The sequence below is a fragment of the Sphingopyxis sp. C-1 genome, from assembly GCF_001047015.1.
Classification (GTDB): Bacteria; Pseudomonadota; Alphaproteobacteria; order Sphingomonadales; family Sphingomonadaceae; genus Sphingopyxis.
This window is the reverse complement of record NZ_BBRO01000001.1, coordinates 1,478,350-1,499,178: the sequence shown is the minus strand read 5'-3', so window position 1 is coordinate 1,499,178 and position 20,829 is coordinate 1,478,350. Positions and strand designations below refer to the sequence as shown.

Genomic DNA, 20,829 nt, shown 5'->3' with positions numbered 1-20,829 from the left:
TCCGGAGGGCGTGCTTGCACGCCCTCCGGACCGCGTTCCGCCCAACTGCTGCGCCCCTTCAGACAAAGCGAGATCCGACATGGCCAAATCCCCCACCGCCCCCTCTTCCACCCGCGCGGACGCCGCGAAGCCGAAGCCGCGCCGTGGGCAGAGCGCCGCTGCGATCGCGGGCAAGGACATGGGCGGGGAATCGGTTCGTAAAGCGCCGGTCTTTCCGGCCGATGCGCCGATCATGCAGAGCTATGGCGAGGATCGTGGCACCGGCGGCGAGACGCATCAGGCGGGCGCCGGCCATGCGCCGCTCACCACCCAGCATGGCGTGCCGGTCGCCGACGACCAGAACAGCCTCAAGCAGGGCGCGCGCGGCCCGACGCTGCTCGAGGATTTCCATTTCCGCGAGAAAATCTTTCACTTCGACCATGAGCGCATCCCCGAGCGCGTCGTTCATGCACGCGGCTATGGCGCGCACGGCTATTTCGAGCTTACCGACAGCCTCGCCGACGTCAGCCGCGCCGACATCTTCCAGCGCGTCGGCGAGCGCACGCCCGCCTTCGTGCGCTTCTCGACCGTCGCGGGTTCGAAAGGCTCGTTCGACCTCGCACGCGACGTGCGCGGCTTCGCGGTGAAGCTCTACACCAAGGAAGGCAATTGGGATCTCGTCGGCAACAATATCCCGGTCTTCTTCATCCAGGATGCGATGAAATTCCCCGACCTCGTCCATTCGGTGAAGCCCGAGCCCGATCGGGCCTTCCCGCAGGCGCAATCGGCCCACGACAATTTCTGGGATTTCGTGAGCCTGATGCCCGAGAGCTTCCACATGATCATGTGGGTGATGTCGGACCGCGCGATCCCCCGCTCGTTTCGCACGATGGAAGGCTTCGGCGTCCACACCTTCCGCCTCGTCGACGCGAAGGGCAAATCGACCTTCGTCAAATTCCACTGGAAGCCCAAGCAGGGCCTCCAGTCGGTGGTGTGGAACGAGGCGGTCAAGATCAACGGCGCCGACCCCGATTTCCATCGCCGCGACCTCTGGGATGCGATCAACAGCGGCGATTTTCCCGAATGGGAACTCGGCGTTCAGCTGTTCGACGACGCCTTCGCGGACAAGTTCGAATTCGACGTGCTCGATGCGACCAAACTCATCCCCGAGGAGCAGGTACCGATCCGCACCGTCGGCCGCCTCGTTCTCGACCGCGTCGTCGACAATTTCTTCGCCGAGACCGAGCAGGTCGCCTTCTGCACGCAGAACATCGTCCCCGGCATCGACTTCTCGAACGATCCGCTGCTCCAGGGCCGCAATTTCTCCTATCTCGACACGCAGATCAAAAGGCTCGGCGGCCCCAATTTCACCCATATCCCGATCAATGCGCCCAAATGCCCGATGGCGCATTTCCAGCAGGACGGTCATATGGCGATGCGAAACCCCGTCGGCCGCGCCAATTACGAGCCGAACAGCTGGGGACCGACGGACGGCGGCCCGCGCGAGGATCCCGCGCGCGGCTTTGCGAGCTTCCCCGAAGAGGCCGAAGGCGCCAAGCGGCGCATCCGCCCCGAGAGCTTCGCCGACCACTATAGCCAGGCGCGGCAATTCTTCGTGAGCCAGACCCCGATCGAGCAGAAGCATATCGGCGACGCGCTTGTCTTCGAGCTGTCGAAGGTCGAACGCCCCGACATTCGCGCCCGCACCGTATCGCATCTCCTCCATATCGACCGCGGCCTCGCAGCCACGGTTGCCGATGGCCTGGGGCTGCCGCTTCCGGCGCCCGCCAAGGCCGCAACAAAGCCGCTCGCCGACCTTCCCCCTTCCCGGCCGCTCAGTATCCTGCTCAACGGCCCGGCGAGCTTCGCCGGACGCAAGCTCGGAATCCTCGCGACCGACGGCGCGGATGCGCGGGTCTTCAAGGCGCTGACCAAGGCGGTCGACGCCGCCGGCGCTGTCTGGGAACTGGTTGCACCGAAGATCGGCGGGATCACGCTCTCGGACGGCACGAGCGTCGCGGGCCGGCACAAGATCGACGGCGGGCCGTCGGTGCTGTTCGACGCGGTCGCGCTTCTCCCGAGCGACGACGGGGCGGCACTGCTCGCAGGCGATGCGGCGGCCAAGGACTTCGTCAGCGACGCCTTCGCGCATTGCAAATTTATCGGACATGGCGCCGAAGCGGCGCCGCTCTTCGCGGCCGCCGGCCTCGCCGACAAGCTCGACGACGCCTGCATCGCGCTGGCCAAACCTGGCGATGTCACCGCCTTCCTCGATGCCTGCGTAACGCTTCGGCACTGGCCGCGTGAAGCCGGCGTCGACCTCGACGCAAAAAGCGGAACGAAGGAGGCGGCCGAGACATCGGCATCGCGCAAGGCGGTATCCGCTCCGGCAGCGAAACCGGCTTCCAAGCCGGCACACTGACCGGCCTGGGCGAAGGAGCGGTACCCATGCAATTCGCGACCGATCGGCTGGTCTTCGGCCCCGACGATGTCGATCTGTCGCGCTCGCCGCTCGCGGGTCAGCTCGGCCGCGAGACCTATGTGCTCGGGGCCTTCAACCCGGGCCTGCTGCGCCTCGCCTCGGGCAATCTCCTGATGATGGTGCGCGTCGCCGAGGCGCTCCGGGTCCCGATCGAGGATGGTCATGTCCATTCGATCCGGTGGGAGGCTGGGCGCTACAAGGTCGATAGCTGGCCGCTCGAGCTGTGCGATACGTCGGATCCCAGAAAGTTCATGGTGCACGGCGGTAGCTGGCGGATCATGGCACTAACCTCGCTTTCGTGGCTGCTTCCCGTCGAGCTCTCGCCCGACGGGCTCGAGATCGTTGCCGTCCATTACGACAAGGCTGTCGATCCGGGCGCGGATTTCCAATGCTATGGCGTCGAGGACGCGCGCATCAGCCGGGTCGGAAGGCGCTGGTTGATGACCACCTGTTCGGTGAGCCCCGAGCGCCACTCGACGACGCTCTACAGTTCGGCGAACGGCCTTGACTGGGTCTTCGAGGGGATCGTTCTCGATCATCAGAACAAGGACATGCTGATCTTCGAGGGCCTGATCGACGGCCGCTATTGGGCGCAGACGCGGCCGCTCGGCGATCTCTATTTCGCCTATCCGCCGGGATCGAAGTGGCGCGCGGGCCCCTCGATCAACCTCGCGACCTCGCCCGATGCGCTGCACTGGAAGCCTCATGAGGCCCCCGGCATCCGTCCGCATGCCGACACGGTGGCGACCGCGCGCATCGGCGGCGGCACCCCGCCGATCCGTACCGACGCGGGATGGCTCACGCTCTGGCATGGGGTCGAGCCGAAAGAGATCGTCGGCATTTACCGCACCTACTGGTCGCTACTCGATCTCGACGATCCCTCGGTCGTCCTCCGCACCGATCACCGGCCGCTCCTCGAGGCGAACCCCGAGCTTACGCGTCCGCTCGAAGACAAGCTCTATATACGCGATGTCGTCTTCACGACGGGCATCGCCGATGGCGGCGATCATTATATCGTCGCGTCGGGGGAAGCCGATCTTGCCTGTCGGATCACCCATGTTCCCAAGGCCTGTTTCGGTGACTGACCAACGCGTGGAGACGCGCCACGACACGCCGCTGACGCCCGATCTCGTTCGCGTTCGCGGCGAGCTCGCGGTCGCTACTCCGATCGTCTCGCAGAGGCTCGACGACCTCTCCGTCGAACTTGCTGCGGGCGGCGAAGCGCTCTGGCTGTTCGTCCGGCGCGCCGACAGCGGCGGCGTCGCCCTCCGCGCGGCCTCGTGGCCCGGCGCGGCGAAGGTCCGCCGCGTCAAGCGCGCGGGCGGCGAGCTCGCCCGCGTGCATGTCGAAAGTGCGATCGGCGCGCATGAGGTCGCGCTCGAGGCGCGACCCGGGCCGCTCCCCTGCCTCCGCCTTGTCTCGACACTCCGCCCCTCGGCGCCGCTGCTCCTTCCGCCCGGAGCGCGCGATCTCTTTCCGTTCGACGCCCAGGACGATCCGATGGGGACCCGCGGAACCGTCGAGGCGGTGCAACGCGGTCTCAACGCCGGGCTCCTCTATGGCGAACTTACCGACCCCGCCTTCGGTACCTTTTTCTATTTCCAGGATTTCACCGCGCTCAATCCCTATTTCCAGGCGACTGGCACCAATCCGGATGCCGCGGTGGGAGGCATCTGGCCGGGGCTGGGCTTCCGCCTTCCCGGCCAGACGCTCCACACGGCCGGCGAAGCCGCGCCGCTGGCGCCCGGGATCACTTATACGCTGAGCGATGCGAGGCTCGTCGTCCGCGACGGCTCTCCGGCAGACGAGCGCGACAGCGCGCGGCGATTTCTCCAGATGCTGGGCGCCGCCTATCGTTCGCTGTCTCTGCCGCCGACCGACTATCGCGACTGGCGGCAGCGGGCCGCGCGGACGGCGCGACATCTCGGCGCCGCGCCGGAGGCGACCGTGCGCCATTATGGTCATCGTTACATCCACCCCTATACGGATGCCGAATATCCGGACGCCATGGTCCAGATGTCGATCGTGCAGGCACTGCACGACTGGGGGAAATGGCGCGGCGAGATTCATCCCCTCGAGGAAGAGTTCAAGGCCGGCCTCGGCAAATTCTACGACCGGAAGCTCGAGACGCTGCGCCGCTATCTGCCCAATGTCGGTGACGACAAGGATGCCGATGCCGTCGACAGCTGGTATCTCTACCACCCGCTGCTGAACCTCGGAAAACTCGCTCTCGATGGCGACGCGAAGGCGCGGCGGCTGTTTCTGAAATCGCTTCCTTATGCCATCCGCGCAGCGCGGCATTTCACTTACAAATGGCCGATCCAGTACAAGATCACCGATTTCTCGGTCATCACCGAGACCGCCGGAGCCGACGGGCGCGGCCAGACCGATGTCGGCGGCATCTATGCCTGGGTGATGCTCGAGGCGTTCGAGCTCACCGACGAGAAGCTGTATCTCGACGAGGCGTGCGCCGCGATCGACACCGCGGTCGGTCTGGGTTTCGACATCAATTATCAAGCCAACCTCACCGCCTGGGGGGCTGCCGCCTGCATGCGCTTGTGGCGGGTCACCGGCCGCGACGTCTACCGCGAGCAGAGCTATGTCTATCTCGCGAGCTTCTTTCATCACACCGAGATCTGGGAAAGCGAGATCGGCCTCGCCGTTCATCACCGCAACTTTCTGGGCGCCACCTGTCTGCAGGACGCACCCTATATGGCGATCTACGAATGTTTCGACAGCTTCGCCGCTTTCGAACATTATCTTGCCGACAGCGGACCCGACCTCGAGCCTGCGGCGCGCATGCTGATTTCGGAATATTGCCGCTATGCGCTCGATCGGGCCTGGTTTTATTATCCCGACGCCCTGCCCGCCGAGGCCGTCTCGGACGAACAGCGCCCCGGTAACGGGCGCATCGACCCCGCCCTCTCCTTTCCCGTCGAGGATCTTTATGCCGACGGTCAGCCCGCGGGCCAGGTGGGGCAGGAAGTCTATGGCGCCGGGGCCGCATTCATCTTCGCGACCCGCGCCTTTCACCGCGTCGACGGCGCGCCGTTCGACCTTTATTGCGATCATTTCGTCCGTGCCCTCGAGCGCATGGCGCCAGCGCGGCTCTCGCTTCGCCTCGACGGCGGCGAAGGGTGCACGGCCCGGCTCAGCTTCGTCCGGAAGAGCCAAGGCGAGCTTCCCGCGATACGCGTCGCCGCGGCGGACGGCGATGCGATCCGGCCCGATGGGAACAGCGGCGACCGCCTCGATTTCCTCGTTCCGGCGAACGGCAGCCTCCTTCTCAGCTGGAACTGAGGCGTCCGCCACGCACGCCCGGTACAAACAGCGCAACATTTGTTAATCGGTGCGGCGCCGCGGCAACTTTGAGGCCGCCCCCCCGTTGCCCTTTCAGCCTCCCGGATTTTTTCTCAAGCTGGAGACAGACATGGCACACGCAATGACGGCGCCCCGCCGTTCGTCGGGGTTCGGAAAAATTCTCGGTATCGGCGTCCTCGGGGCGCTGTTCTGGTTCACGCGCAAGCAGGCGCCGGCCGATGTGAAGGACGACGGCCATTCGGCGGCCTTCGCCGACGGCGAGACACATCCCGAAAATTTCGATCAGACCCGCTCGGCGGGACCGGACGGCATGCGCGACGAGGTAAGGCGTAAGTGGGACCGCGTCGACCAGGCCGCCGACGAATCCTTCCCGAGCAGCGATCCGCCAGCTTACTGAGGGACTGACGATGAACGCTCCCGTCACCGGCCAAGTCGCGGCAGTAACATCGGACGACCCGGCGCCCGCACGCAAGCCGACGCTCATGCTGCACTATGCCGAGGATCATATCGGCCTCGAGAAGCGCCTCCTCTTCGAGGCGGCGAGCCCCGCAAGCGCGCTCGATATCGCCGCCGGCGAAGCGGCCGGCCGCTCCGCACGGCTGTTCGTCGACGGCGCGCCGCTATGCAGCCTGCTCAAGGCCGACGATGACAATCCCTACTGGGTCGTCGCCGCGCCGTCATTGCGAACGAGAGATGAGCCCACCACGACGTTCGAGGAAATGCCATGATCGACGAAGCCGACGCGCATACCGAGGCTCCCGACATCAAGGGCCGGCGCGCGATCATAACCGGGGGCACGACCGGGATCGGCCGCGCGATCGCGGTCCTCTTGGCAAGTTACGGCGTCAAAGTGTTCATCTGCGGCCGTACCCCCGAACATCTGGAGGATGCGCTGCAGCGCGTCCGCGAAGTGGGCGAAGGCGACGGGATCAATGTGGATCTTTCGGTGGCGGAAGACGTCGACCGGTTTTTCGAGGCAGCGCGAGACTTTCTCGGCGAAATCGACATTGCGGTAATCAACGCCGCCGTCCCGGCGGCGGCGCTTGCCGACGCAGGCGAGAGTGAGGCGCGCTACCAGCTCGAGACCGACTTCACCGCCTATCTCGTCTGCGCCCAGGAAGCGGCGCGCTGCATGTCGGCGGGCAGCGACATCATTATGATCGGATCGATGACCGCGGTGTCGCGCGGTCCGGGCAGCTCGATCTACGTCGCGGCGAAAAGCGGCATACAGGGCTTCGTCCAGTCGTTCCGCAAGGAGCTGGCGGAGCAGGATATCAAGGTCGGACTGATCGAGCCCGGGTTTACCGGTGCCGACTTCCAGTATCCCGAATTCCCGCCCGAAAAGCAGAAGGAACTGATCGGCAAGCATCAGATGCTTCGCGCCGAGGACATCGCGGTCGCGGCCCACTTCATGCTCGTTCAGCCGCGACGCACGGCGGTATCGCTCATCCGCGTCGAGACCCGCCTCGACCATCCCTGACCTTCCGAAGGAGCCTTCCATGTCCCTCAACATTTTCGCCAACGCGCGCCAGCCGCTGGGCAACCCGGCCTTCCTGCTCGGTGCGGCCGCGGCGGGGTTTGCCGTCGGCCTCGTCGCCAACCTCGGCCGAAAGGCCGCGGTGCAGAGCCTCACCGCGCTCAAGGGACAGTGGGACGAGGGCCTCAAGGCCGAACACCGGTTGACGATGACGCTGTTCGACGCACTCGAGGCGACCGACGAAAGCGACGTCAAAAAGCGAAAGGCGCTGCTCGTCCAGCTCCAGCACGCGCTCGCCAAACATGCGTTCGAAGAGGAGAATGTCGTCTATCCGGCGATGCGCGACCATGGCCAGATCGAGGACGCCGACAAGCTCGTTCACGACCATGGCTATGTGAAGCAATATCTTTTCGACCTCTCGGAAATGGACGCCGCCGACCCCGCCTGGATCGCCAAGGTCCGCGAATTTCGCAGCCAGATCGAGGCGCATGTCGAGGAAGAGGAACAGCGCCTTTTCCCCCGTCTCAGGGCTGCGCTCGGCGACGACGGCAACAAACATGTGACCGCAGTGATGAACAAGGCTGGATTTGCCGCCGCCTGAGCGCCATAGGCGGGTATGAGGCCCCCCCGATCGGCATGTGTCGTGGTGCAGTGACGAAGGGGCGGTGGCCGGATCGAAACCCTAGGCAGACTTGTGAGTTGCCGAAGGTGGGAGAAGTTGGATGCCCCGTTATTATTTCCACAGCAGCAGCGGCCAGCGCGAGCTCGACGATGAAGGCGTCGATCTGCCCGACACGGCCGCAGCCCGGGTCGAGGCGGCCCGCTATGCGGGGCACCTCCTCGGGGACAATCCCGAACTCATCAACGATGTCGATACGCTCCGGATCGAGGTGACCGACGAGGATGGCTGCCTGTGTTGCGCCGTGCTCGTCGCATCGGTCGATGCCAGGCGGAAGATCGAGCGTCCCGCGCCCTTTAAATAAGGCGCCCGGCCTCTAACGCATGCTCGCGAGCAGCCGCTCGATCGGCGTCGTCGCAAAACCGATCGCGCTGTCCGAAATCCCGTAAGGTATGAACAGGTCCCCGCCGACGCGCATCGCGCCGCAGGTATAGACCACATTCGGAACATAACCTTCGCGGTCGCTCTCGGCGGCCGATAGGATCGGGCACTCGGTGCGCGCGATGAGTTTGGTCGGATCGTCGCGGTCGAGCAAGGCCGCGCCAAGGCTGTATTTGCGCATCGCACCGACGCCGTGCGTGAGAAGGATCCAGCCCTCGTCGCATTCGATCGGGCTGCCGCAATTGCCCATCTGGATGAGCTCCCACGCATAGGCGGGACGCATGAGGATCTGTCCCTCGTCGTCCCAGTCGGTGAGACTGTCCGACGCGATGATGGTGATGTTCTTGCCGTCCTGCCGCGCGATCATGAGATAGCGGCCGCCGACCTTGCGCGGAAACAGCGCCATGCCCTTGTGGCGCGCGGCGCGCCCCGACAATGGTTCGAGCGAGAAGCCCGAGAAATCGGTCGTGCGCAGGAGCTCCGAGCGGATCGCCTGCCCCGAATAAGCGGTATAGGTGCCGATATATTCGGTGCGACCGTCGTCGTGCACGAAGGGCACCAGACGCAGATCCTCGATGCCGCCGCGCTGCGCCTCGGTCATCGGAAAGAGAACGCTGTTCGAGATCGCACTGTCGGGCTGGCGGTGGACATTCACTTTGCCGTCATCGCCAAGCCGATGGCGGTCGTCGGCAACCGCCGCCATCGCGGGCCCCGACTGGGGCCAAAGCGTGAAGTCGCCGCCCTCGCCGATGATTCCCTCGCGGAAGGCGACCGAGCTGATATGGCCCTCGCCCACCGCGCGCATCGACATGAGAAAGCGTTGCTGGTCGGCGGCAAGCCCGCTCTGGTCGGGATGCGGGACGACGCTCGGGTTCATGAGCGCGGCGGCGGCATAGCTATATTCGTGACAGAAATAGGCGCCGATCAGCCGCCGCTTGACGGGCGAGACGATGCCGGGATCGAGCTCCAGATCTTCCGCGACCTCGGCGAAGCGTTCGTCGAAAATCCGCCCGATCTGCCAGTGGCGCTCGGAAAAATCCTTCCACACGAGGCCGAGCTGTGCCTCGGCCTCCTCCTCGTCCATCGCCAATATGTCGGCGGCGAGCTGCGCCGCCCGCGACGGCTCGGACACATTGGACTGCCAGGCGAGGTGGAAGGGCCTGAGCACGACCCGCGCAGGGTCGGCCGCAAGCTTGTCATGAAGAATGTGCAGCGGCGTGTGGTTCGGATTGCAGATCAACATCGCTGGCGCTGGTGTCCTTCGCTATCCCCCGCGTCCAGAATGTATCGGCCATCGCGCGGTGCGCAAGGTGAAAAGCCAGCGCGGACTCGGCCCCGACGTTCGAATTGACCCCGTGACGGGTCAGCCCGTCGCAGCAGCGCCCCGTTGCCGAACTCGCGATCACCGCACCGCGGTCGTTCGCGCCGAGAAACCAGCCATAGGCCCGCTCCGCCCTGTCATGCCAGCGCAGCTTGCCCGTCAAGCGGTAGGCGGCGGCGGCGGCATCGACCGTCGCCCAGGCTTCGAGCGGCTGTTGGTCGAACGGAAAAAGCTCGCCCTCGGCGCCGAAGCCCTCGCAGCCCATCGGGCGGAAATGCCCCTCGCTGCTCGTCTGGATGTCGCAGAGCCAGTCGAGCGCCCCGATGCCGGCCTCTTCCATCGGAACGGTATCCGTCCGCCGCCCGGCGCGCAGGAGCGCCTCGGCGAGACGCGCATTGTCATAGGCGAGAGTGGGTTCGAACCACTCCCAGCCGCTCCGCCGCGCGCTTCGCCAGAGGGCGTGCAAAAAGGCGCCGCCGCGCTCGACGATCGCGCCTGCCGCGGCATGCCCCGACTCGCGCGACAGAAGTTCGTCGGCTCCGAGAAGTGCGAACGCGATCGCGCGCGGACTTTTGAGGCCCGCCGCGAACGGGGCGGTTCGCGAAAACAGGTCGGCACACCATGCGCGAAGCTCCGGCGTGCGCGCGTGCGCTGCGCCATGGCCGAGCGCCCAGAGCGTTCGCCCGTTGCTGTCCTCGGACCCTTCATCCTCGAGCCAGCGCCGGTCATAGGCCATGAAGTTGCGGAAGCGCCCGCGATCGGGATTCCAACCATGGTGAAGGAAGGCGGCGTAGCGCGCGAAGAGCAGGCCATATTCCTCCTCGCCGAGCGACGGGCTCGCATTGACGAGCATTAAAGCGCGGGCATTGTCGTCGATGCAATAGCCGTGATTCCGGTCGGGAATGAGCCCCGTCCCGTGCTGCAATATGCCGACATCGTCCGAGAGCGCGCGGATCGCGGCGAAGGAGGGGAACATCCGCCGCGGCTCGCGCCGCGCCGGCACGGCCGCGACGGTTTCGATCAGCGATGCAAAGCGCGCCGCGATGACCGGCCAGGCGGTGGACCGGCCGCGCGCATAGGCGCGCTCCTGGAGCGCGCGCCGTTCGCCGGGGTGCGCGAGCAACAGCAACACCGCCTCGGCGATCGCGTCGCTGTCGGCCCCGCCGAGCAGGATGCCCACGTCATCGGCGAGCAATTCGCGCGCATGCACGAAGGGCGTCGATACGACCGCGCGGCCGAGCGCCACCGCATAGGCGAGCGTACCCGAAGTGATCTGCGCGAGATTGGGATAAGGCGCGAGATAGATGTCGCAAAGTTCGATCTGCTCGAGGAGTTCGGGCAGGTCGAGAAAGCGGTTTTCCCAAGCGATATTGTCCGCGACGCCGAGCTCCTCGGCGAGATCGGCAAGGCTCTGCCGATAGGCTTCGCCCTCGGCAGCGACGAGATTGGGATGGGTGGCGCCGACGATCCGATAGAGAATGTCGGGATATTGGGCGGCGATCGCCGGCAGCGCGCGGATGGCCGCTTCGAGCCCCTTGCCCGGTCCGAGGAGGCCGAAGGTCGAGACGACCGGACGGCCCGCAAGGCCGAGCCGCTCGCGAAGCGGCGAACATCCCTCGAAGGCCCGGTCGGGGGTGCCATGCTCGATGAGCTCGATGCGCTCCGCCTTCGCGCCATAAACGCGGATCAGCGTCTCGCGGCCGAAGGCGCTCATCACGACGAGCTTCGCCGCCTTCGCGACGAGATGCTCCATCACGCGCCGCTGGTCGGCGCTCGGCTCGGCGAGGATGGTATGGAAGGTGACGATCAGCGGCGCCGCAACGCGGTCGACGAGTCCCAGTATCATGTCGCCCGCGGGACCCCCGAAAATCCCGAACTCATGCTGGAGCCAGACCGCGTCGGCGCCGCTCGCGTTAATCGCCTCCGCGGCAGCGCGATAGCCATCGGCATCTTTCTCATCGATGCCAGCAACGGCTGCGAAATCGCTCGCATCGCCCGGCCTGGCTGCCATCGCATAGACATCGATTGCCATGTCGGGACGCGCGGTCGTCAGATGGTCGTAAATGTCGGCGGTAAAGGTCGCGATCCCACACTGGCGCGGCCGGAAACAACCGATGAGCGCGAGGCGACGGGCGCGCGCGGCAATACTGGCAACGGGGCCGCCGTGGCGACTCTCTTCACTGTCGAATGCGGTAAGGAAGCTGGTCTCGCTGTCGAATTTCATCGTTGTGCCTTCTGTCCGGTCCCCCCGAATGAAGAACAGGCGCGCGCATCGACCTTGCCCTTCTTCCCCTCGAGACGGGATTCAGTGGAGAACGGTCGAGCCCTAAGGGCGCGCCCCGCTCTGGCAGGAGATGCGTCACCGCCTGCTTCCCCAACGCGCCCCCGCGCGTGCAGTTGCCGACCCGCCGGCAACAATCGCCATGATCCAGGTTAACTCCGGCAACCGGGCCCAGCCGCTCGCGTTGGCAGCTGCAGGACCCAACCCAAGGACAAGCATGCCGCGCTTCCCCCTCTCCCCTCCCGGCCCCATCTTTTCGCGCGCCCCGGCTCGAACCGCGCCCCTCGACCGCGGCAACCGGTCGCTGCCCCCTGCAAGGCCGGCGCATTGAGTTCCGCCCAGCTGCGCGTGCTCGAACGCTCGGTCTATAACGGCCCCAACCTCTACAGCCGGCGTCCGATGATCCGGATCCGCGTCGATCTCGGGATCCTCGACGATTATCCGAGCGACCGCCTCCCGGGTTTCGACAATGCCCTGCAATCGCTACTTCCCGGCCTCGTGGACCATGGCTGCAGCTATGGCGCGCCTGGCGGCTTTCTCCGCCGGCTCGCCGACGGAACCCGCCTCGGCCATATCATCGAACATGTGGCGATCGAGCTGCAGACCAGCGCCGGGGCCGCGGTCACGAGGGGCAAGACGCGCAGGGTGCGCGGCAAGCCGGGCCAATATGATATTCTCTACTGCTACGCCGATGCGCCGAGCGGCTTAGCCGCCGGGCGGGCAGCCATAGAACTCGTGAACGCGCTGCTTCCGACTGCGATGCAGGGTGCCGAAGGGCTCGATCGTATCTCCCCGGAGCTCGACGGCAGAGCGACCGATACAGACACGAGGGTGAGCGCGCTTCGAGCGATCGTCCGCAAGAACGGGCTCGGCCCCAGCACCGCGGCGCTTGTCGCCGAAGCGCGGCGCCGGCATATCCCCGTCCTGCGGCTCGACAAGGCAAGCCTCATCCAGCTCGGCACCGGCCACCGCCAGCGCCGCATTCGGGCGAGCGTGACCGGCGCGACATCGCTGATCGGCGCCGAACTCGCCGCGAACAAGCAGGCGGCGAAAGAGATGCTCACGAGCATCGGTATCCCCGTACCGCGCGGCGAACTCGTGCGGACGGTGTCGGAGGCGGAACGCGCTGCCGCGAAGCTCGGCTGGCCGGTCGTTGTAAAACCGCTCGACGGCAATCAGGGCCGCGGTGTCACCACGAGCGTCGCCGACGATGGAACTCTTTGCGACGCCTTCGAGCGAGCGCAAGCCATCGCACCGCGTGTCATCGTCGAGCAGCAGCTCGTCGGAGCCGATCACCGCATTCTCGTCGTCGGCACAGCCGTGGTCGCGGTCGCCGAGCGCGTCGCCGCGCATGTGGCCGGCGATGGCAGGAACAGCATCGCGGATCTGATCGAGGCGGTTAACAACGATCCACGCCGCGGTGTCGGGCATGAGGCCGTTCTCACCCGGATCCGCATCGACGCCGCGCTCGAGGCCTTTCTCGCCGAGGCGAACTTCACTCTCGCGAGCGTGCCCAAGGCAGGCGAGATCGTGACGCTCCGCGGCGCCGCCAACCTCTCGACCGGCGGGAGCGCGATCGACCGGACCGATGTCATTCATCCCGAAAATGCGGCGATCGCAATCGACGCCGCCGCCGCGCTCGGACTCGACGTCGCCGGCATCGACATGATCGTCCCCGATATCGCGCAAAGCGTCCGTGCGTCGGGGGGCGGCATCGTCGAAGTCAATGCCGCGCCCGGGCTTCGCATGCATCTTGCTCCATCGGAAGGGACGCCGCGCGACGTTGCGCGGCCGATCATCGCCTCGCTCTTTCCGAAAGGCCAAAAGAGCCGTATCCCCATCTTCGCGGTGACCGGAACGAACGGCAAGACGACGACGGTGCGCATGCTCGCGCGAATCCTGGAACACCATGGCCTCACCACCGGCTTCACCTGTACCTCGGGCGTCTATGTCGGCGAGACCCGCAGCGCCGGGGGCGACGCGAGCGGTCCCAAGAGCGCGCGCATGCTGCTGCGCCACCCCCGCGTCGAAGCGGCAGTTCTCGAGACCGCGCGCGGCGGAATGCTGCGCGAGGGCCTCGCTTTCGACGCGTGCGACGTCGGGGCAGTCCTTAATGTCACGCCCGACCATCTCGGCCTCAAGGGCATCGAGACGCTCGCCGACCTGGCGCGCGTCAAAGCGATCGTTGCCCGCAACGTCAAAAAGAGCGGCGCCTGCGTTCTCAACGCCGCCGACCCGCTCACCGTGCGGATGGCACGCCGGGCCCGCGGACGGATCGTCTGGTTCACCGGCGGAGCGGTAGCGGCTGCGTTGGGACCGATCCAAGCGCATCTCGAGAGCGGCGGACTGGCGGTAAGCTGCGAGCGCGGAACGCTCATGCTGCACCGGGGCAGCGAATCCATGCCGATCATTCCCATCGCGACTATTCCCGTGACGCTGAACGGGACGGCCCGGTTCAATGTCGAGAATGCCGCCGCGGCCGCCGCGATGGCCGCCGCCTATGGGATTGCTCCAGATATGATCGCCTCAGGCCTCGCCTCCTTTCGTCCAAGCTTCGAGGATTCGCCGGGGCGTCTCAGCCTTGCCGAGGCGCACGGGGTGCGGATCGTCGTCGATTATGCCCATAACCGCGCCGCGCTCATCGCGCTCGCCGAGTTGCTCGGCTCGATGCGCGGCGACAGCGATGCCCGTGTGATCGGAATGATCGGAATTCCGGGGGACCGGCGCGATTGCGATCTCGTCGATATCGGCGCTCTCTCGGGCGGGATGTTCGACGTCCTGATGCTGCGCGAGAATGTTGACCTCAGGGGACGCCCACCCGGCGAAGCCAATGCCCTGATGCGCAAGGGCGCCCTCGCAGCGGGACTCGATGCGGCCGCGATCGGCATGCACGATGGTGAGTATGACGCTGCCTCGGCTTGTCTTGCGGCCGCGCGCCCCGGCGATATCGTGGTACTCACGCCGACCGACGTCGACGGAATATGGAGGATCGTCGAAGCCTGGGCGGCGGGCGCCGGTCCTGAGGACGCCCGATTGCTGGAGGCGGCGCATGGCTGACGGACGTTGGGCGATCGCGGTCCACGGCGGAGCGTGCCGGATCCCTCCTGCACTGGAGGCGCCGCGCCGCGAGGGGTGCGCGGCAGCCTTGGAAGCCGGCAGGATGATATTGGAGCGCGGCGGCAGCGCGCTCGAGGCGGTCAAGACCGCGGTCTGCCTGCTCGAGGATGATCCGCTGTTCAACGCGGGCCGGGGATCGGTGGCGAATGCCGACGGCGAGGTCGAGATGGACGCGGGTATCATGGATGGCGCCACGCTCGACGTCGGCGCGGTTGCTTGCGTGCGGTTCCTCTACAATCCCGTCGAAGCGGCGCATGCCATGCTTAGGAAGCCGCCCGTGCTCCTCGTCGGTGCCGGAGCCGAGGCGTTCGCACGAGCGAGCGGTATCGCGGAATCCATGGAAGCCATGCGCCCGGCGACAGCGGGCGAGAGCGACCATGATACGGTCGGCTGCGTTGCGCGCGACCGGGCGGGACATGTTGCCGCGGCTACATCGACCGGCGGACTGGCGGGCACGCTCGCCGGGCGCGTCGGCGACGCACCGCTTCCCGGCTGCGGCTTCTATGCCGAGGACGGCATTGGCGCGGTGTCGCTTTCGGGCGACGGTGAGGCGATCGCACGGACGCTGCTTGCCGCGCGCGTGATGCGCGCGCTCGAGACAACGGGCGCCAGCGCGGCGGTTACAACGATTTTCGAACCGATGGCGCGCCTCCGAGCCGAGGCGGGCGTCATCCTTCTCGACCGCGACGGCGCGATCGGCATCGCGCACAACAGTCCGCATTTCGCCGCCGCCTATGCCCGCGAGGGAATGTCCGCGGTTTCCGACATCGTCTGGAAGGATCACCATGCCCATTAATCGCGGCCCCCTTTTCCTAATCGGCGGCCATGAAGACAAGGATGGCAGCCGCAAGATACTCGGTGCAATCGCTGCTGAGCTGGGCCAAGGCACGCTCGTCATTGCCACTATCGCCAGCGCGAAGCGCGATGGATATTTCGAGGCCTATTGCGAGGGTTTTGCGCCGCTTGGGATCGGCCGGCTCGTCGAGCTTTACCTCGACGATCGGGATCAAGCCCGGGATCCGGCGCGCGTACGGATGATCGACCAGGCCGACGGTATCTTCTTCACCGGCGGCGACCAGTCGCGCCTCGTGAGCCTCACCGGAGACACGCCCATCGAGGCGGCCATTCACGCGCTCCACGATCGCGGGGGACTTATCGCGGGAACGTCGGCGGGAGCCTCGGCGCAGGGCGAAACGATGCTCATCGGCGGAAGCGGCGAAGAGACGCCGCGCATCGACGACATCGAACTGGTGCCGGGGCTTGGCCTCATCCCCGACTGCATCATCGACCAGCATTTCGCGGAGCGCGGGCGCATCGGGCGGCTTCTCGGCGCGGTCAGCCGTCGTCCCGACTGTCTCGGAATCGGGATCGATGAGGACACCGCGCTCCGGATCGAGGCCGGCACCGCGCGGGTGATCGGAAGCGGCGGCGTCACGATCGTCGACGCGTCGCGGGCGAGCCATTCCGCCGCGGCGGGCGCCTCGTCCGGCGGCATCGTATCGCTTCACGGCGCGACGCTTCACGCGCTGCGCGATGGGGAGAGTTTCGACCTGGCGCCGCGCCGCCCGGCAAAATAGGCTGCGCAACGGCGCTCAGGGCGCCGCGTTACGTCCGGAGAAGGGACACCGCCAATCGGGTCCGACAGCCCGCCCCGAATATTGCCGTGCCTCCGACACGTCGCCGTGACGGGCAAGCATGGGGTTCGCGCTTCCGGCCAAGGCGATGTCGCGTGCGATGATCTTTCCGCGCATCGTCTCATAGACCTCGGTCTCGCGCAGCTTCTCGAACTGGTCGTGGAGGTTGAACACCAGTGCGGGGCGTTCGAAGCGGCGCGCGGGACGGCTGGCTCGGGGGTGGAGGCCGACGACGAAAAAGGCCTCGCCGCCGAAGCTCAGCGAGAAGTGCGGATCATCAGGGCTGTGACTGACGCGCGGATCGGGCGGCTGGCCTGCCCAGTCGTCCTTCCGGCTCAGCGAGTCGATGCGCTCCCACAGACATGTCTCGAACGCTTGCTCGTCGAGCCCGCCATCCTCCTCGAAGATCACCACGAGCGAATGGAATAGGCTCGGCGAGCGCGCATAACTCCAGGCGAGATCGAGGAGATTGGGGTAGATGCGCAAATCGTCCCAAGCCGAGCGCATGTCGCGGCCGACGACGAAGCGGATCTGGCTTCGCGCAAGCGCGGACTTCGCTCCGACACAGGGAAAATCCGTGGCGCGGATGAAGTCCCGGAAGCGTTGAGCCAGAGGATGGGAGCTGTCGTCGGTTGGCGGTAGCATGCTGCTGAAACCGACCTCTCTTGCCGCGGTTGCAGCGAGTTAACCTGGGTTGCGTCGATTTTTCGGTCGCCTCGCCTCCGCTCATTTTCGATCGGTGGCCTGCAGCCGTAGTGTATAGCTTAGCCCCTCTAAATATCTCAAAGCCCGGTTATTCCACGCAATCGAGGGGCGCTCACAAACGCAACTTCTCAGAAATTTCAGCTCTTGTCCTGCAGCGCCTCTACGATCGCGTCGCAAAATGCAGGCAAATCGTCGGGGCAGCGGCTGGTAATGATGTTGCCGTCGATCACGACCGCCTCGTCGACCACCTCGGCACCCGCGTTCGCGACGTCGGTCCGTATCGACTTATAGCAGGTCAAGCGCCGCCCCTTTGCCAGCCCCGCTTCGATCAGAAGCCATGGCGCGTGGCAGATGGCCGCAACCGGTTTGCCGGTCGCGGCAAAGTCACGAATCAACGCCACCGCGTCGTCATCGACGCGCAGAAGATCCGGATTGATCTGACCGCCCGGCAGTATGAGCGCGTCGTAATTGTCGATATGGACATCGGATATCTTGAGGTCGACCTCGATCTCGTCGCCCCAGTCATCTTCGTCCCAGCCGGTAATATCGCCCATCTCGAGGGACGCGATATCGATCTTGGCTCCAGCGTCCTGAAGACGCTCAAGCGGGACCTCAAGTTCGGATTGTTCGAAGCCGTCGGCGGCCATGATGAGGATACGCCGGGACGATAGGGGTTCGGTAGTTGCCATGAGGGGAGCTCCTTTGCCTGTTATCCAGACAAATGCGCCGCGCCTTCATATGTTGCCTGCCTCGGCCCATGCCTGCCATGCGAAGCTACAAATGAAAAAGGCGGCCCCGAGGGGCCGCCAAGTCAGTGAATGAAGGGAGCCCTCCATTCGGGTCGCGAGCCGGCGGATAGACGATCGCGCAAAACAGGCGAGAAAAATCTACCATGCCGTAGCGTTATGCGGCGGCGATGATGCATCTCGGCAACAGGTTGCAATGGCTCGGGTCCGATCCTGCAAGGACCTGGTAAGCCGAAGCGGTTATCCTCGGTGACATGAGACATATCATCGCCGCCTCGCTGCTGCTGCTCGCAGTCCCTGCTCTCGCCCAGGATATCAGTGGAGTGGCACGCGCCGCCGACGGAGATTCGCTCGACTTCGGCGGGATCGCGGTCCGGCTTCACGGCATTGATGCACCCGAACTGTCGCAGACTTGCGAAAGGGCGGATAGAAATTGGGCCTGCGGCAAAGCTGCTGCGGCCAAGCTGGCCGCGCTCGTCGGTGGACAGCAGATCATTTGCGAACAGCACGACATCGATGCTCATGGACGCACCGTCGCCGCCTGCCGCGCCGGGGCCACCGACCTTGCCGGCGCGTTGGTCGACGCCGGGCTTGCGGTAGCCCTCGCGGACTTCTCGGACCGTTATGTCGCGCATGAGGCCCGGGCCAAGGCTGCGCGCCTTGGTCTTTGGGCCGGGACATTCCAAATGCCCGCAGACTACCGCGCCGCGCACTCTCACACGGTCGCCCGCGACGCCCAACGGCGCCGGGAATCAATCCCCTCACCCGCTCCGCGCGCGGGGCCTACGACCACATATTATAGTAACTGCAAGGAGGCTTGGGCGTCCGGCGCTGCCCCCCTCCGCCGCGGGCAGCCGGGCTATCGTCTCGAGATGGACGGCGACGGAGACGGGATCGCCTGCGAGCCCTATCGGCGCCGCTGACAAGCGAGGGTTCAAAGGAAGAATCCGATTCGATTTGGATGCAATTGCTCCGGGGACTCTTGCCCTGACGCACCGTCGGGCTATGCTTGCCCTGCATCGGGCAAGAAGGCGCGCGGTGCCGGGTCGTAAGAAGCCTCGTCGGAAAGCCTTGTGAAATTTCCATCCGCTGCCGGGTGGCCGACGCGTATGTCCAGGCCCTCGGGCTAAAGGCGGCGGCGCATATTTCCGAATATGTTCTTACCACTCCGGCAGACTCGCTTTCCGGCTCGACCGGTAGGCGATATGGAATGGACTATGACGACGCCCCCTCGGCAGGCCGCGGCCTCCCGTCGGGAACTCCCCTTCCCCCCGACGACTGGGCCGGTCATGGCCATGACGCTCGGATGGAGAATCTCTACGCTTCGCACCATGCACGGGTCGCCGGAATCTTCCGACGCAATGTGCCGCCGCAGGAGGTGCCGGATCTTGTCCAGGAGACGTTCCGCCGGCTCATGTCCGCTAAGGGGTATGGCGCCGGATTTCTGGAAGCGCCCGCCGCCTATCTGGCATCCGCCGCGCGCAGCATTCTCAAGAACCGTGCGCGTTCGGGCGTGCGCAGTCATGTACAGGCCCATGACAGTTTCGAGGACCAGCAACTCGCCGGTCCCGATCCCCACGCCGTTCTCGAACAACGCGACCTTCTGCGCCGCGCCGAGGATGCGATCGCTGCGCTGAATCCCACCACACGGGATGTATTCCTGATGCACAGGCTCGATGATCTGAGCTATTCCGAAATTTCACGAATCAAAGGCATGAGTCTGAAACGCGTGGAAAAACATATCGCCAAGGCCCTCAAAGCGATCCGCAAGGCGCGAGACGCACAGCTGTGAGGCGGGCGGACAGCGAGGCGGCCGACTGGGCCGCCAAGATGCACGGCTCGCCCACCGAAGCCGAACGGGCCGCATTCGCCGCGTGGCACGCGAAGCCCGGCCATGCGGACGCCTATGCCGAGGCAGAGGAACATTATATGCTGGGTGCTAGCATGTCGCGTCAACGCATCGGCGCCCAGGCACGTCCGTCGCAAAGCGCACCGCGCCAGCTTCGCTGGGCGGTCGCCGCGGTCGCGGCTGTGAGCATCGCGATCGGCTTTGCCTGGCACCTCGGTAAGCCTGTCGACGTCGAACAGATTGCCGCCGGGCCAATGTTGCCCGGCCAACTTCGCCTTGCCGACGGGTCGACGGTGACGCTGGTGGACGGCGCATGGGCTGAACCGCAGTTCACGACAAGCGAGCGGCGCGTCCGCCTGCACGGCGGGCGCGCCCGCTTCGAGGTCGCCCATGATGCCGGCCGGCCATTCATTGTCATCGCAGGGCGATCCGAGACCATCGCGCTCGGCACGGTGTTCGAGGTTGATGCCCGCGCGTCCAGCCCGAAGATCAAGCTGGTCTCGGGCTCGGTCGAGGTTCGGCTCGGCGGCACCGCGAAAGCAATCCGGCTCGCTCCGGGCGAAAAGGCGGAAGTGTCCGAGACCGGCCCGCGCCTTCTTCCCGAGATGACGCCCCCCCTGCCGTCGACGATGCTCGCGGCCAATAATCTGCCGCTCGGCGCGGTTCTCGACGCGGCGAACAAGACCGGCGGCAAGCCCATCCGTCTTGACGATCCCGCCCTTGCCTCGCTTCCCGTCACCGGCCGGTTCGACGTCGCCGACGGCGACAGCCTCGCGCGCAAGCTTGCCGCTGCGCTCGGCCTTACGGCCGAGGACAAAGGCAACGAAATCATCCTCCGGAAAAAATAGTTCGATCGG

The 20,829-nt window shown here is 65.9% G+C and carries 17 protein-coding genes and 1 pseudogene; 14 read left to right on the top strand and 4 right to left on the bottom strand.

Annotated features, from left to right (window positions below; translation table 11 throughout):
• Window positions 1–232 precede the first annotated feature (232 nt).
• The 8 genes and pseudogenes from SC1_RS06845 to SC1_RS06810 form a co-directional block, all read left to right on the top strand.
• Window positions 233–2,308, top strand: a pseudogene (locus SC1_RS06845) (catalase); the annotation flags it as partial.
• 119 nt (window positions 2,309–2,427) lie between these two features.
• Window positions 2,428–3,546 carry a glycosidase gene (locus SC1_RS06840; RefSeq protein ID WP_062179308.1) on the top strand — a complete coding sequence of 373 codons (1,119 nt, stop codon included), beginning with the start codon at window positions 2,428–2,430 and terminating at the stop codon, window positions 3,544–3,546.
• The gene (locus tag SC1_RS06835) at window positions 3,539–5,761 is read left to right on the top strand and encodes a hypothetical protein (protein ID WP_238586599.1); all 2,223 of its coding nucleotides are present in this window, start codon (window positions 3,539–3,541) and stop codon (window positions 5,759–5,761) included. The genes SC1_RS06840 and SC1_RS06835 overlap by 8 nt, the downstream gene beginning before the upstream one ends.
• A gap of 130 nt (window positions 5,762–5,891) precedes the next feature.
• Window positions 5,892–6,179, top strand: coding sequence for a hypothetical protein (locus SC1_RS06830; RefSeq protein ID WP_152682317.1), 288 nt, complete (start codon window positions 5,892–5,894; stop codon window positions 6,177–6,179).
• A gap of 10 nt (window positions 6,180–6,189) precedes the next feature.
• Window positions 6,190–6,510, top strand: coding sequence for a hypothetical protein (locus tag SC1_RS06825; RefSeq protein ID WP_062179299.1), 321 nt, complete (start codon window positions 6,190–6,192; stop codon window positions 6,508–6,510).
• On the top strand, window positions 6,507–7,262 hold the full coding sequence (locus SC1_RS06820; RefSeq protein ID WP_062179296.1) for an SDR family oxidoreductase: 756 nt from the start codon (window positions 6,507–6,509) through the stop codon (window positions 7,260–7,262). The genes SC1_RS06825 and SC1_RS06820 overlap by 4 nt, the downstream gene beginning before the upstream one ends.
• Before the next feature lie 19 nt (window positions 7,263–7,281).
• Window positions 7,282–7,860 (top strand): hemerythrin domain-containing protein, encoded by a 579-nt coding sequence (locus tag SC1_RS06815; protein WP_062179292.1) that lies wholly within the window; start codon window positions 7,282–7,284, stop codon window positions 7,858–7,860.
• Between the two features lie 121 nt (window positions 7,861–7,981).
• Entirely contained in the window at window positions 7,982–8,242 is a 261-nt protein-coding gene (locus tag SC1_RS06810) for a hypothetical protein (protein ID WP_054728047.1), read from the top strand.
• A 12-nt stretch (window positions 8,243–8,254) separates the two neighbouring features.
• On the opposite strand, the gene SC1_RS06805 is transcribed toward SC1_RS06810, so the two are convergent.
• Together SC1_RS06805 and SC1_RS06800 are read right to left on the bottom strand one after the other, a co-directional pair.
• Window positions 8,255–9,562: a glycoside hydrolase family 130 protein gene (locus tag SC1_RS06805; protein WP_062179289.1), complete on the bottom strand. Its 1,308-nt coding sequence runs from the start codon at window positions 9,560–9,562 to the stop codon at window positions 8,255–8,257.
• Entirely contained in the window at window positions 9,516–11,864 is a 2,349-nt protein-coding gene (locus SC1_RS06800; RefSeq protein ID WP_083435715.1) for a glycosyltransferase family 4 protein, read from the bottom strand. Before SC1_RS06800 ends, SC1_RS06805 begins: the two co-directional genes overlap by 47 nt.
• Window positions 11,865–12,248: 384 nt before the next feature.
• On the opposite strand from SC1_RS06800, the gene cphA reads away from it, so the two are divergent.
• The 3 genes from cphA to SC1_RS06785 are packed head-to-tail and all read left to right on the top strand — an operon-like array spanning window position 12,249 to window position 16,615.
• Window positions 12,249–14,978: a cyanophycin synthetase gene (gene cphA, locus SC1_RS06795; RefSeq protein WP_152682316.1), complete on the top strand. Its 2,730-nt coding sequence runs from the start codon at window positions 12,249–12,251 to the stop codon at window positions 14,976–14,978.
• Window positions 14,971–15,834 (top strand): isoaspartyl peptidase/L-asparaginase family protein, encoded by an 864-nt coding sequence (locus SC1_RS06790; protein WP_062179286.1) that lies wholly within the window; start codon window positions 14,971–14,973, stop codon window positions 15,832–15,834. The genes cphA and SC1_RS06790 overlap by 8 nt, the downstream gene beginning before the upstream one ends.
• The gene (locus SC1_RS06785) at window positions 15,824–16,615 is read left to right on the top strand and encodes a cyanophycinase (protein ID WP_062179283.1); all 792 of its coding nucleotides are present in this window, start codon (window positions 15,824–15,826) and stop codon (window positions 16,613–16,615) included. Before SC1_RS06790 ends, SC1_RS06785 begins: the two co-directional genes overlap by 11 nt.
• A gap of 15 nt (window positions 16,616–16,630) precedes the next feature.
• Here the strand turns inward: SC1_RS06785 and gntA are convergent, their stop codons facing one another.
• Both gntA and SC1_RS06775 read right to left on the bottom strand, forming a co-directional pair.
• Window positions 16,631–17,317 carry a guanitoxin biosynthesis heme-dependent pre-guanitoxin N-hydroxylase GntA gene (gene gntA, locus SC1_RS06780; protein ID WP_062179280.1) on the bottom strand — a complete coding sequence of 229 codons (687 nt, stop codon included), beginning with the start codon at window positions 17,315–17,317 and terminating at the stop codon, window positions 16,631–16,633.
• A 197-nt stretch (window positions 17,318–17,514) separates the two neighbouring features.
• The gene (locus SC1_RS06775; protein ID WP_062179277.1) at window positions 17,515–18,066 is read right to left on the bottom strand and encodes a type 1 glutamine amidotransferase domain-containing protein; all 552 of its coding nucleotides are present in this window, start codon (window positions 18,064–18,066) and stop codon (window positions 17,515–17,517) included.
• Between the two features lie 311 nt (window positions 18,067–18,377).
• Between SC1_RS06775 and SC1_RS06770 the strand changes: the two genes are divergently transcribed.
• The 3 genes from SC1_RS06770 (at window position 18,378) to SC1_RS06760 (ending at window position 20,820) form a co-directional block, all read left to right on the top strand.
• Window positions 18,378–19,046, top strand: a complete 669-nt coding sequence (locus SC1_RS06770) for a thermonuclease family protein (protein WP_062179274.1) — start codon at window positions 18,378–18,380, stop codon at window positions 19,044–19,046.
• A gap of 287 nt (window positions 19,047–19,333) precedes the next feature.
• Entirely contained in the window at window positions 19,334–19,915 is a 582-nt protein-coding gene (locus SC1_RS06765) for an RNA polymerase sigma factor (RefSeq protein WP_083435714.1), read from the top strand.
• Window positions 19,912–20,820, top strand: coding sequence for a FecR domain-containing protein (locus SC1_RS06760; protein ID WP_062179268.1), 909 nt, complete (start codon window positions 19,912–19,914; stop codon window positions 20,818–20,820). Before SC1_RS06765 ends, SC1_RS06760 begins: the two co-directional genes overlap by 4 nt.
• The last annotated feature ends 9 nt before the right edge of the window (window positions 20,821–20,829 follow it).